Annotated in this window: 9 protein-coding genes; 4 read left to right on the forward strand and 5 right to left on the reverse strand. The window is 41.8% G+C overall.

Going from position 1 to position 12,851, the window contains the following annotated elements:
* Positions 1-42 precede the first annotated feature (42 nt).
* Positions 43-1,962 carry a RecQ family ATP-dependent DNA helicase gene (locus tag FEM33_RS11505; protein WP_139012169.1) on the reverse strand — a complete coding sequence of 640 codons (1,920 nt, stop codon included), beginning with the start codon at positions 1,960-1,962 and terminating at the stop codon, positions 43-45.
* Between the two features lie 283 nt (positions 1,963-2,245).
* Here FEM33_RS11505 and FEM33_RS11510 point away from each other — a divergent pair, with 283 nt between their 5' ends.
* Entirely contained in the window at positions 2,246-3,520 is a 1,275-nt protein-coding gene (locus tag FEM33_RS11510) for a D-alanyl-D-alanine carboxypeptidase/D-alanyl-D-alanine-endopeptidase (RefSeq protein ID WP_139012170.1), read from the forward strand.
* Positions 3,521-3,522: 2 nt separating this feature from the next.
* Here the strand turns inward: FEM33_RS11510 and FEM33_RS11515 are convergent, their stop codons facing one another.
* Together FEM33_RS11515 and FEM33_RS11520 are read right to left on the reverse strand one after the other, a co-directional pair.
* Entirely contained in the window at positions 3,523-5,220 is a 1,698-nt protein-coding gene (locus FEM33_RS11515; protein ID WP_139012171.1) for a hypothetical protein, read from the reverse strand.
* 69 nt (positions 5,221-5,289) lie between these two features.
* Positions 5,290-6,306, reverse strand: coding sequence for a toxin-antitoxin system YwqK family antitoxin (locus FEM33_RS11520; protein WP_139012172.1), 1,017 nt, complete (start codon positions 6,304-6,306; stop codon positions 5,290-5,292).
* A 93-nt stretch (positions 6,307-6,399) separates the two neighbouring features.
* On the opposite strand from FEM33_RS11520, the gene FEM33_RS11525 reads away from it, so the two are divergent.
* Both FEM33_RS11525 and FEM33_RS11530 read left to right on the forward strand, forming a co-directional pair.
* Positions 6,400-7,341, forward strand: a complete 942-nt coding sequence (locus FEM33_RS11525) for a GDP-L-fucose synthase family protein (RefSeq protein ID WP_139012173.1) — start codon at positions 6,400-6,402, stop codon at positions 7,339-7,341.
* 185 nt (positions 7,342-7,526) lie between these two features.
* The gene (locus FEM33_RS11530) at positions 7,527-8,000 is read left to right on the forward strand and encodes an Lrp/AsnC family transcriptional regulator (RefSeq protein WP_138279308.1); all 474 of its coding nucleotides are present in this window, start codon (positions 7,527-7,529) and stop codon (positions 7,998-8,000) included.
* A 122-nt stretch (positions 8,001-8,122) separates the two neighbouring features.
* Here FEM33_RS11530 and FEM33_RS11535 read toward each other — a convergent pair whose 3' ends face one another.
* Entirely contained in the window at positions 8,123-9,619 is a 1,497-nt protein-coding gene (locus FEM33_RS11535; protein ID WP_139012174.1) for a DUF4301 family protein, read from the reverse strand.
* Positions 9,620-9,729: 110 nt separating this feature from the next.
* Positions 9,730-12,021, reverse strand: coding sequence for an ATP-dependent helicase (locus FEM33_RS11540; protein ID WP_139012175.1), 2,292 nt, complete (start codon positions 12,019-12,021; stop codon positions 9,730-9,732).
* Between the two features lie 216 nt (positions 12,022-12,237).
* Between FEM33_RS11540 and FEM33_RS11545 the strand changes: the two genes are divergently transcribed.
* A complete protein-coding gene (locus FEM33_RS11545; RefSeq protein WP_139012176.1) occupies positions 12,238-12,588 on the forward strand; it encodes a hypothetical protein in 351 nt (116 codons plus the stop codon).
* The last annotated feature ends 263 nt before the right edge of the window (positions 12,589-12,851 follow it).

Below are 12,851 nucleotides of genomic sequence, written 5' to 3' on the forward strand. Positions count from 1 at the left end.
GTAAGTTTAAAAGTAAAAAAGTGCAAAAAATAATAACTTTTTTCAAGACTGTGTTCTGTTAGTCAAAGCAAGCTTTCCAAGTGAATCATAGCGTACAATTTCATCTTCGATCAGTTGCTTTATAGTGTGTGTAAAACTGTTTTCTGAAATACTTTCAAATGCTTTCAATAAATCGCGCGGACCCATTGGCCCGTTCTGATTTAAAAACCGGATCAGAGCCTGTTCAAGCCCGGTTTCTTTTGTCAGTTCATTTTTCCTGTTCTGAATGCATATGTCGCATACACCGCATTCCTGCGCATCAAATTCGTTGAAATATTCAAGCAGGAGCAATGTTCTGCAGATTTTGGTATGTGAAGCGTAACGTGCTACTGCATAGGCTTTTTTCAGATCTCTGTCCCGTTTCTTTTCTATCTCAAAAATGTTCAGCGGCAACAAAGCTGCTTCATACCTCGGCGTCAGGAATGTAAGCTGCGGCTTGTCTCGTCTGGGTTCGTAATCAATAATGTCGCGTTCCTGCAGAAATTTCAGTTTCCGGATTATTTCTGTTTCCGGGGCAAAATAAATCTGTGCAAGTTCACTTTCTGAAATGCGGACATATTCTGTAAAAAGTTCTCCTCCGTACAACCTGAGCATGGTTTTGATAAATGAATCCAGCTCCTGATAACGAATCTGAAAGTCATAAAGCTGACGGTTATCAATGAGAAAATGAATTTTGGACAAATCATTAAAATTCTCGCTCAATTGTATAAACCCTTCTTCTTCAAGCAATTTCAAAGCATAATGCGTTTCATTGACAGGCAGTCCGAATGTTCCTGTAAATTCCTGGATATCAAAACTGAAACCTGCGAATTCGCCTCCGCCCGTCGGGATTTTGTAATAATTGGCAAGCGCCTGATAAACTCTTTTCAGGGTTTCGGCAGAAGGATATTTCCTGTTGATGCCTGCGGAAAGTTCTTCCAGATCAATTTTATTGAACAGCGCAACCGCATACGCTTTCTTTTCGTCACGTCCGGCACGGCCTGCTTCCTGATAATAAGCTTCCAGATTGTCCGGCAAATCAAAATGAATGACTGCCCGAACGTCCGGTTTGTCAATCCCCATTCCGAAAGCATTGGTAGCCACAACCGTCCGGACCTGATTTTTGATCCAGGCAGACTGCCTGTCGGAACGTTCGCGGAAAGGAAGTCCGGCGTGGTAGCCATATGCACTGATTCCCTGCCGGTTGAGCCAGTCCGCGAGTTCTTTGGCCTGCTTGCGCGTTCTGACGTATACGATTGCCGATCCCGAAACATTTTTAAGAATCTGAAGTAATTTTCTTTCTTTACTTTCTTCCAGAAAAGCAGAGTAGGAGAGGTTTGCCCTTGCAAAAGACTGTTTGAACACCCTGGCATTGCGCATCTGCAGCTTGTTCAGGATATCGGCACGCACTTCTTCGGTAGCCGTAGCGGTAAGCGCCATCACGGGAACGCCGGAAATCAGCTTTCGGAAATCAGCAATCAAAAGATAAGAAGGCCTGAAATCATATCCCCATGCAGAAATACAATGCGCTTCATCTACGGCCAGAAGACAAACTTTCATCTTCTTGACGCGTTCAATCATAATATCCGTCCGTAACCTTTCCGGTGATACGTACAGAAATTTGGTATTGCCGTGAACACAGTTGTCCAGCGTAAAGTCAATTTCGTTTCTGCTCATGCCGGAATGAATGGACGCAGCCGGAATACCCCGTTTTTTGAGCTGTTCCACCTGATCTTTCATGAGCGCAATAAGCGGCGTAACCACAATGCAGACTCCTTCTGAAACCATCACAGGCACCTGAATGCAGACGGATTTGCCGCCGCCGGTCGGAAGCAAAACAAGCGTATCCATTCCGTTGAGGACCGTCCGGATGGCTTCTTCCTGAAAAGGCCGGAACGAATCGTAACCCCAATATTGGTTCAGAACGGAGTGAAGATCAATCATCAGATTTTTAACAGTTGCAGTGTGCTTGTTGATGTGCAAAGTAACAGGATAATGTTTGTTAAGTAAAGAAATTGTGCTTGCCGGCTTGTGCCGGACAATCCAGATTTGACGTCAGAACGAATAAAATCATACATTATAAAAAGATAAATCTGCATAAACCGGAAATAAAAGAGGTAAAATACAGTTTTCTTCAAATCATCAATTTACTTTGATGACTTAACGTAAAAGCCGGTTTAAATTTGCAAAATAGTACCTTTGACGGTATCAATCCCAACTTATTTCCATGCGCACGCTTCTTTTCCTTATCAGTATTCTGGCATTATCCGGCTGTTCCGTTTCGCATTATATGAAACGTGAGCTGAAAAACTCAACAGTATTTACCCAGCAGCATACGGGAATTTCCATTCGGGAAGTAAACGGCAAAAAAGCCATTGCTTCTTACCAGGATGACAAATATTTTACGCCTGCTTCCAATACGAAACTGTTTAGCTTTTACGCCGGCTTGTGCGCACTCGGAGATTCTGTTCCCGGGCTGGAATATCTGGAATGGGGCGAGTTACTGATCATCCGCGGAACAGGCGACCCTTCTTTATTGCATCCCGATTTGCCTCACAGCAAGGTTTTTGATTTTTTAAAGAACAGGAAAGACCAGATTTTTCTCACACCTTTCAACTTTGAAAACAAACGTTTCGGGCCGGGCTGGGCATGGAGCGATTACAATGATTATTATCAGCCGGAAGTTTCTCCGATGCCGGTTTACGGAAACATTGCAAGATTTAAGGGCCAGGCTTCACAGCAATTTCAGGTTAGTCCGGGCATCTGGAACAAGTCTATGGTTTTTGACAGTACCGTTTCAGGCATTGAAAGAGATGAATTCCAGAATTTATTCCGCCATTCACGGCTTGTGGTGCCGGAAGGACTGATGCAGGATGTTCCCGTTCATATGTCGGATGATTTAACCGCACAGCTTTTAAGCGATACATTGAAAAAGGAAATTAAACTAATTAATATTCCGCTGGATGTGGAATTACAGAAAGTGTACAGCATTCCGTCCGATTCCCTTTATGCCCGAATGATGCAGACAAGCGACAACATGCTTGCGGAACAGCTTATGCTGCTTTACGCTTCGGAAAATGGCTTGCCGTTGAACACAGAAAAAGCCATTGCACATGCCGTAGAACATCATATGGACGATCTGCCGGATCGTCCGGTATGGAAAGACGGCTCGGGGCTCAGCCGGTATAATCTGTTTACGCCGAGAACAATCGTGGCTTTGCTTCAAAAAATATATATAAAAGTTCCGCAGGAAAGGTTGTTTGCCATACTGCCGCAGGGCGGAAAAACAGGCACATTAAGCAATTTGTTCAAAGGTGAAAAACCGTTTGTATTTGCCAAAACAGGAAGTCTGAGCAACATCTACAATCTGAGCGGATACCTTGTCACCAGAAAAGGAAAGATACTTGCATTCAGTTTTATGAACAACAATTTTATCCGGCCGACAGGCGATATCCGGAAAGAAGCAGAACGTATCCTGACAGGATTGCATCAGAAATTTTAACCTTACTTTATTTTATTCCAAGATTTGCCTGTGCAATAAATTCTGTTTTGTCCGTTTTCGCGCATAAGCAGATAAAAATCATATCGGCCGGGTGCAATTGTTGACACGTGAAAAACGGAGAATAATCCTTTTGCAAAATATATCTGGCGGCGTATAACCGTTTTTAAAGGAACCGGAAACTGGCTGGACGAACATGCATAAACGTGGTCTGCGGATTTCAACAATACATAGGCACCGTCAGAAAAGTCCTTTTCAGTCTTAAAATTTATTTCCGGAAAACGGATGTAAACAGATTCTCCAGATTTTGTAATTTCCACTGGCTGATTTAAAGTCTCACAAGAAATTTTCTCGGATTTCGAAAGTACGTTCCAGCCTTCTGCAAGCGGATCTTTAGAGTGATAATAAGCCCTGATTTTTTCAAAGTGCTTCTGCGTTATGGAAAACATTCTCGTTCCAAACCAGTCAGCATTATACCTTGCATTAAACTCCTGGGCAATTGCAGCACGACGATTATTTACGGCTTCCGCAAAGCAATTATGTAAAATAACCTGATTTAAAGCAATGGCCAGGAACAGAATGAAAGGATAAAGCTTATGCCGGAATCTGCTTTCCTGAGAAATAAACGCAAAATATAATGCTATACACCATAAGGTCGAATACATTCTGTACCGGCCTTTAAACATTCCCAGAAGTGTGTCCGTCAGAATCCGTTTATAAGCAAGCACAAGTGTTGTTATGCCTACAAAAATAATTACTGACAAGGCAAAAAGTGCAGTCATATTTCTGTATTCGGTTTTTAGCAAAATAGCATTCCAGAATTGAAGAAGCTGTCCTCTAAACAGAGAAATAAAAATTATAACTAACAAAATACCTGTTATAACCGCCTGATATATTTTCATATCTGTAATACTGTAAGCAGTGATTGTTGCAATTGAGCCAATGAATCCGAATGATCCCAGAAATCCTTCTTTTACTTGCCGAGGATCGGAAAAATCAAGATTTTGTGTAATAGGAGCGAAGTCTGAAAAATAGATTACTGATGTAACAAGCGCAATTGTCAGAGTAATCAGAAACTGTCTGTGCCGTCCCATAATCAGATACAATAACCCGATTACCGGAAAAACCATCAACCCGTTTCCGTAGGTAAAAGTGGCTGTAATTGCGAAAAAGAGCGATATAATAGTCTGTTGCTGATGATAACAGGTGAAATAAAGCGCTGACAGCACAAATAAAATCACTCCGAAATTGCATAAAGAGCTTACTCCCCAGAAGATGTTTTCAAAAGACTGGATATTGAACCAGAGCCATATTACCGGTACAAAATACCAGAATGACAACTTGTTCTTTTCAAATGCTTTGTAAAAAATGAAAGCGCACAATCCCCAGCATACGCTGGCAATAATCATTGGCCAAACAAGATTAACTTTTCCACAAGTATAATAAAGCAGAAGAATTACAGATCTGGAAAAAATCAGTCGGTGCTCAGGAAAAAGTTCGGTAAGCTGCTTCCAGCGTTGCAGCCAGGAAGCGTTTTTGAATTTGGGTATTATTCCCAGAATAACAATATCATCAAATGCTACATAATTGGCATTTAACGCAATCGAATGAAAAACCAGAATGTAAATGGCAACAGGAAGGGCACAAAATAAAAGTGCAAGCCAGATTTTGAATCTGACGTAATTCAGAAAGGTAACGAACATGATAAAATTCTTGCATGCCCGAATTCAGCATGCTTATTAGTGTGTGTAATGAAAATTCTTTTGAGACTGTCAGTTTTCAGTCTCTTCCTCTACCGAGGCGCGCGGATCTTTGGTGTAGTCGTAAAGAAGTTTGCCTTTATCGTCCCATTCTCTTAAAACAAATGGCTCAAATTCTTCTTCCCATGCTGTTTTCGGATACTGGATTTCTTTTTTGCGCTGACGACGGAACTGGTAATACTCCACCCAGCGGCCTACTTTCTGTCCGTTGTCGTACTTGCCGTTCAGCATGAGCTGTCCTTCCTTGTAGAATTTCATGTATTCTCCTTCTACTTTACCGAACACAACGGGAACAACTTCCATAATCTGCGTATGAGCGGAATCATAGTATGCAATGCGTGATTCGGCAGGAAATCCCCTGTTCCAGACTACTTTGTCAATAAGGTTGTATTTTGCGTCGTATTTAACCCAGCGGCCGTCCTTTGCGCCCATGTAATAGTAACCTTCTTCCATCAGGTTTTCGCCCGTGTATTTTTTATAAGAGCCGTGAAGCGGAAGTGCCTGTTCTTTTTCCTTGACGACTGCCGAGCTTAATTTTTTGCCTTTTTTATCATACCAGCGTGTTTCTGTTGCCCGTACGTAAGGATTGATCGGTTTGTACTCTTTAAGCACATGAAAATATTCTACGGTCGCCCTGTCGCCGCTGCCGTATTTTACCGACATGCTTTGCATCGGGATACCTTCGTACTGAACTTTGGCCAGTTTGGCTTTTTCTTTCTTTAACTTCCTGTCCTTCTTCTGGCTTTTGTATTCTTTAACCCTTAACCCAAGATCAGGAATTGTTTCTCCGAAAAGCGTTGAAAGGCTTGTAGATTTGCCATTTGCGCCGGGAAGCGATGATCCTGCAACCGGATCAAGTCCGCTGATAAACGATTTAAGGTCTTTGGAGCGGGTGGCTGTATCTTTTTTGACGGTTTCCTTTGGCAGCCATGAAGGCGGCGGTGTGGTTTCCTTCTGTTCTGATTGTGCAGAAACGCTTTTAATCAGATAAAGGAGAAAAAAACAGCAGATCGAAGTTACTCTTTGCATGTGTATAAGTTTTTCTTCAAAGCAAGATGATTACTTTTGTAACGAACAGGTTTTTTCTATATTGATTTTCAACACACAAATTTAAAAAACACAGTGGAAAAAAGTGCTAAAATTTATATTGCCGGACATCGCGGAATGGTTGGCTCTGCTATTCATCGAAAATTGATAAAAGAAGGATATGAAAACTTTGTTTTAAAAACTTCTTCCGAACTGGATTTACGGAATCAGAGTGCTGTAAAGGATTTCTTTGAGAAAGAACGCCCGGAATATGTTTTCCTGGCCGCAGCAAAAGTAGGCGGAATTATGGCCAATAACATTTACCGCGCTGAATTTTTAAATGACAATTTGCTGATTCAGAACAATGTAATTGACAGTGCTTACAGAACAGATGCAAAAAAACTGATGTTTCTGGGATCAAGCTGCATTTATCCGAAACTGGCTCCGCAGCCTTTGCGTGAAGAATCGCTCCTGACAGGATTGCTCGAACCAACCAATGAACCTTATGCCATTGCCAAAATTGCGGGTATCAAAATGTGTGAAGCTTACCGCGCGCAGTATGGCTGCAATTTTATCTCTGTCATGCCAACCAATTTATACGGCCCGAATGACAATTATGACCTTAACAATTCTCACGTGCTGCCCGCCATGATCCGGAAATTTCATACGGCAAAGGAAGAAAACAAGCCTTTTGTCGAATTGTGGGGTACAGGTTCGCCTTTGAGGGAATTCCTCCATGCCGACGACCTTGCGGATGCATGTTATTTCCTGATGCAGAATTACAATGAACCGGAATTCCTGAACATTGGCGTAGGCTCCGATGTAACGATCAAATCGCTGGCCGAACTGATCATGAATGTAACGGGATATGAAGGTGAAATCCGCTGGAATACAGACAAGCCGGACGGCACTCCGCGAAAACTGATGGACGTAAGCAAGCTGCACAGCCTGGGCTGGAAACACCGTACAGAACTGGAAGAAGGCATAAAAATGACGTATCAGGATTTTCTGCAGAAAATCGAAACGTATGCTTCGTAAGCTAATTGAAGTTAATGCATTACAAGATACGTAAGCCTAATATTTCCAAACTAAATTGAATTTTTGCCTACGATAATTCTTTTTTTTTGACAAATTTCAGTATATAATTATAAGATTCTTCGGGAAACTAATTAGTTTTGCATCGTCTTAAAAAAGGCGCTATACGAAACCTTAGTCATAGAGAAATGTCGGCCATTATTAAGTTAGACCAGATCGACCGTAAAGTACTGGAAATCTTACAAACGAATGCAAAAATAACAAATGCACAATTATCCAAGGAAATAGGGCTTTCTCCTGCACCCACGTTGGAACGTGTAAAGAAACTTGAGCAATCCGGAATTATCAAGAGCTATCATGCTCAGCTTGAACCTGAAAAGGTAGGATTGGGTGTAAGCACATTTGTACAGATTTCCTTGGTCGGACACAGAAAAGCAGTTACCGAATCTTTTGTTGAAAAAATACATGCAATTCCAGAAGTCGTTGAGTGTCACCATATAACCGGAACCGGAGATTTCCTGCTAAGGGTCATTTCGAAAGACATAAGTACTTATCAGAAGCTGATGCTCGAAAAAATCAATGAAATTGAGGAAGTAGCAAGTACGCAGACCATGGTTATTTTGTCTACTTTCAAAGAAAGCAAAGTACTGCCTATTCCTTGATTTTTTCCGATCACTTTATAAAAAAGGCGCAGAAACCGGTTTCTGCGCCTTTTTTGTTATTTAAAACTGATTGATACCTAACTTTTATTTATCCTCAGCTTTTATTTCTCCTCAATTTAATTTTACTGATGCTGTTCGCGGAGAAGATCGTTAACGGTTTTTACAGGATTGAAAGTAATCAGCGGAACTTCAACAAAAAGCGTGTTCCAGTCGGCCATGGCGCCATTCCACAAACCCGGCAATTCCTGTGCTTTCAGCTCTTTTCCGTCCTTTGATTTTCCTGTAATAAAGCCGGTTAAAGGATCCCGGAATTTTTTCAGGTCAAACAATTCACCTTTGCTGTTTTTTACTGCGCAAACCAGATCGACAGGATTAAAATGCGTTGAATTCTTGAAAATACTGTTTTGTGCCTCGTCATCGACATCCACCTGAGCAGATTCAACAATTTGTAAAGAAGAAGATCCGTCCGCATTTTCAGCCCAGAACGGTCCGCCGCCAGGTTCTCCCTGATTTTTCACCATTCCGCATGCACGCAAAGGCCTGTCCAGTTTCTGGACAAAATATTCTTTTTTCTTTTCGTCATTCCAGCTATCAAATCCGGCAGGCGGAACAACACACAATTCATTTCTGAAAAATGAATCCAGTTCGCTTAATAACGCGGCATCACTTTCTTCATTCAATTTTTTAAGATACCCGAAAATCTGTTTCTGGTATTTAAGAACAATTCCGGCCAGTGCTTTTTTGTAAGTAATGGTTTCTTCCTTAATGCGATCCGGAACGACATTGTCGATGTTTTTGATAAAAATAATATCGGCATCCAGTTGTCCGAGATTTTCAAGAAGTGCGCCGTGGCCCGCCGGACGGAACAACAAACTTTCGTCTTTTTCGCGGAAAGGCGTATTGTCCAGATTGACTGCAATCGTATCTGTGGAACTTTTTTGCTCGGAAAAGGAGACAATGTACCTTACTCCGAATTCACTCTGATAAGTCGGAAGCACTTCTACAACCAGTTTTTCGAACTTGTCGCGGTGTTCCGGAGAAACCGTAAAATGGATCTGCACGTTGCCGCCGGCATTTGCATATTTTGCGCCTTCCACCAGATGTTCTTCCAGCGGAGTGCGGGAGCGGTCTTCGTAATTATGGAATTTCAGCAATCCTTTCGGCAGTTCACCGTAACCCAGGCCTTTATTCGTCAGGAAATAGGAAACAATTGTATTTTCATCGGCCGTTTCAATATTGAAATTGTCCGAAGCCATACTTGTTTTCAGATCTTCATAAAAAGCGAAATCCGGAAGTTTGGCAAAAAATTCCTCAACCGATTTATCCTTTTTTCCTTCCTGAAGAAACCCGAACAAGGATTTGAACATGCGGGTTGCAGCGCCGGAGGCCGGCACAAATTTCAGCAGGGCAATTTCACCTTCTGCGGCACTTTTGTCAAATTCACTGATAACTTCTTTGATCTGATCGTCAGTAAGACGGATAATTCCGTCACCAACTGTTGCAGCTTTTGAAAGCTGCAGAAATGGAAAGCCATTGATAAAATAGCGAACTTGTTCTTCCACAGTTGCTATGTCACTTCCGCGCTCTTGTATTTGTAATATATCTTTTTCAATAAACATAAATTATAATTTTATCAGTGAAGTTTTAGAGTAATTTATTTGATCTGGATTTGTACTAATATTATTAATAATAAGCGGTGTAAGTACCTGCTATAATCATCCTAATAAATTTATTTAAGTACCCGAAGTTTGGCAAAGCTCAGCAACAGCGTTTTTTCTCCTACAAGGTCGAATTTAACCGTTGCTTTCCGGTCGGAGCCGTTTACTTCTATTTTTGTAACCTCTCCAAAACCGAATTTCAAATGTTCCACTTTGTCACCTTCTGCAAGGTCAAAAGTATCGGTTGGTACAAAACCATCGGACGGAACATGCGGCGCCATGCTTGAAGCCGGCTTGTACTCTGTTGATTTACGTTGCGTCAAATTCCGTGCCGAGGAAAGCGGAGACGGAGAGCTGTCTCTTTCCGGACCATGCAGAATTCTGGAAGCATTCAGGTAACGCGGATCGACTTCCAGTAAAAAGCGGCTCGGCTCGCACATTTTCAAACGTCCCCACTGATACCGGCTTTCCGCATACGAAAATGAAAGCCTTTTTTCAGCGCGCGTAATGGCAACATAAAACAACCTTCTTTCTTCTTCCAGATCCTGCCTGCTTTCCAGCATCATCTGGCTCGGAAATAAGTCTTCTTCCAGCCCGACGATGAATACATTCCGGAATTCAAGCCCTTTTGCTGAGTGAATGGTCATCATCGTAACCCGGTCATTGTCATTGTTGTCATCCGGCTCGTCGGCATTCGTCAACAAGGAAACAGATTGCAGAAAAGCGCTCAGGGTTTTGTCTTCACTTTCGGGATTATCAACAAATTCCTTGATACCGTTCAGCAATTCCTGTACGTTTTCGTAGCGCGACAAACCTTCCACCGTTTTGTCTTCATACAATTCACGCAGTATGCCCGAAGCTTTTGCAATGTGCGCGGCAACTTCGTAGGCATCTTTTCCTTCTTCCACCAGAATTTTAAAACTCTTGATTAAAGTTGCAAACTGATCAATCGGCGTAATCGTACGACCGCTTGCATAATTTCCGATGTTTGCCACTACGTCCCAGATCGGAAGATCATTTTCGGAAGCCGCAACGGCTATTTTAGCTACCGTTGAGTCACCGATTCCTCTTTTTGGAAGATTTATAATGCGCTTGAAAGCTTCCTCGTCTCTCTGATTAACCGTAAACCGAAGGTAAGCAAGCAAATCCTTGATTTCTTTTCGCTGGTAAAATGACTGCCCGCCGATAATCCGGTATTTGATTCCAAGCTTGCGCAAAGCTTCTTCAAACGAACGTGACTGCGCGTTGGTACGATAAAGAATGGCAAAGTTTTCGTTGCGCAGCGCTTTCTGCATTTTTTCTTCAAAGATTGCAGTTGCCACCAGCCTGCCTTCTTCATTATCGGAACCTGCTTTAAGCACATCAATCAAAGATCCTTCTTCATTTGCTGTAAAGGTTTCTTTTTTGAGCTGCGATTTGTTTCGTGCAATGACGGAATTGGCTGCATTTACAATGGTGCCCGTAGAACGGTAATTTTGTTCCAGCTTGATCGTCCTTACATCCGGAAAATCCTTTTCAAAGTTCAGGATATTCTCAATATTGGCTCCGCGGAACGCATAAATACTCTGCGCATCGTCGCCAACGACACAAATGTTACGGTGAACAGCAGAAAGTTTGCGTGTAATCAGATATTGCGAAACGTTGGTATCCTGAAACTCGTCTACCATGACATGCTGGAACTTGTGCTGATATTTATACAATACATCAGGAAAATCGCGGAAAAGGACATTGGTATTAAATAACAGATCATCAAAATCCATTGCATTGGCCTGAAAACAGCGCGTTGCATACGTCTTGTACAGCCTGCCGATTTCTTTCATTTTAGCCGCTTCGTCATCCGCCTGAATCGCTGCATTGTTGATGTAATCGTCTGCGGACACAAGCCGGTTTTTTGCTCCCGATATTCTGTTGAAGACTACATTTGCCTTGTAGATCTTGTCATCCAGGTTGTACTCCTTGATAATGCTTCTTAGTAATGACTTGGAATCATCGGTATCATAAATGGAAAAATCACTTGTATAACCCAGATACCTGGCTTCAATTCTTAATATTTTGGCAAATACAGAGTGAAAAGTACCCATCCAGATATTCCGTGCTTCCGTACCGACAGCACCTTCAATACGATGGCGCATTTCGCCGGATGCTTTGTTGGTAAAAGTCAGCGATAAAATCCGGAACGGGTCAACTCCATTTTCAATCAAATGGGCAATGCGGTAAGTCAGTACCCTGGTTTTTCCGGAGCCTGCGCCTGCAATAATCATCAAAGGACCCTCTCCATGCAATACCGCTTCCCGCTGAGGGTCATTCAGAGTTGACAAATAATCGTTATGATTCAAAATTGTATGCTTTTCTAATTGATTCATCTTATTACAGCAAAAGCCAAAGTTAGGAAAAAGCATTAAAAGCCTACTTTCAATGTGTTATATAATCGGATATAAAGGTCCGGGCTGCCGTGAAATTTGTTTTAAATAAAGAACGCATAGAAAACTTTAAGAGTTAAAACCAAATCATTCATGCTGGATTCCTGTTTGTATTTTCAGGAAAGGCGCAAATTGAGTATATAAATAAATAAAGCCGTTATGGACAAAATAGATATAGAAGATCAGCCATTGGAAGTTCAGTGGAATCATTTACTGGATAAAGTTGAAAAGATGATTGGCAAAAGGCCGGCTGATTTAAATGGCGTATTGTTCCTGATCGGCGTTCAGGAACTTGGCCAGGGAGCAAAGCGCTTTACAAAAGAGCAGAAACAGGATCTGATGCATATAGGCATATGTAAAGTATTAAGCTTGTCTTCCTATTACGTTTTGGAATATACAGATAATGACGGCTGGCCGCATTATCGTTTAAATCGTGCTTTGCCTATGGGAGACATCATGAAGCAGGAAAATTTGTTAAAGATGCATGTGCTGGAATATTTTCGTGAATAAAGCAGAAATCGGCTGGAAAATGGTGTTTTGAAGGCTTTTGTAAAAATCTGGAAAGTATCTGCCAGGTATTTGAATAATTATTAAACTATTTTCCGTTAGCTAATATTGATTATCAACCGGTTAAGGAGATTTGGGAAAAAATGCGATAAATATTTTCATTCTGTGCTTGCGTATAAAAAGTTAATGTTGCACTTTTGCACTCCCAATCGGGAATAATGGGTTTTGCAGTTGGCAAGGCCACCAGTTCTGAGGCAATCAGAGCC

Origin of the sequence: Dyadobacter flavalbus, from assembly GCF_006149045.1 — a bacterium.
In the GTDB taxonomy this organism is placed as follows: Bacteria; Bacteroidota; Bacteroidia; order Cytophagales; family Spirosomataceae; genus Dyadobacter; species Dyadobacter flavalbus.

Bases quoted from the DNA above. Each gene is read 5' to 3' on its own strand.
- FEM33_RS11515 (WP_139012171.1), bottom strand. From the start codon at position 5,220: ATGTTCGTTACCTTTCTGAATTACGTCAGATTCAAAATCTGGCTTGCA.
- FEM33_RS11505 (WP_139012169.1), bottom strand. From the start codon at position 1,962: ATGATTGATCTTCACTCCGTTCTGAACCAATATTGGGGTTACGATTCG.
- FEM33_RS11545 (WP_139012176.1), top strand. From the start codon at position 12,238: ATGGACAAAATAGATATAGAAGATCAGCCATTGGAAGTTCAGTGGAAT.
- FEM33_RS11520 (WP_139012172.1), bottom strand. From the start codon at position 6,306: ATGCAAAGAGTAACTTCGATCTGCTGTTTTTTTCTCCTTTATCTGATT.
- FEM33_RS11535 (WP_139012174.1), bottom strand. From the start codon at position 9,619: ATGTTTATTGAAAAAGATATATTACAAATACAAGAGCGCGGAAGTGAC.
- FEM33_RS11530 (WP_138279308.1), top strand. From the start codon at position 7,527: ATGTCGGCCATTATTAAGTTAGACCAGATCGACCGTAAAGTACTGGAA.
- FEM33_RS11540 (WP_139012175.1), bottom strand. From the start codon at position 12,021: ATGAATCAATTAGAAAAGCATACAATTTTGAATCATAACGATTATTTG.
- FEM33_RS11510 (WP_139012170.1), top strand. From the start codon at position 2,246: ATGCGCACGCTTCTTTTCCTTATCAGTATTCTGGCATTATCCGGCTGT.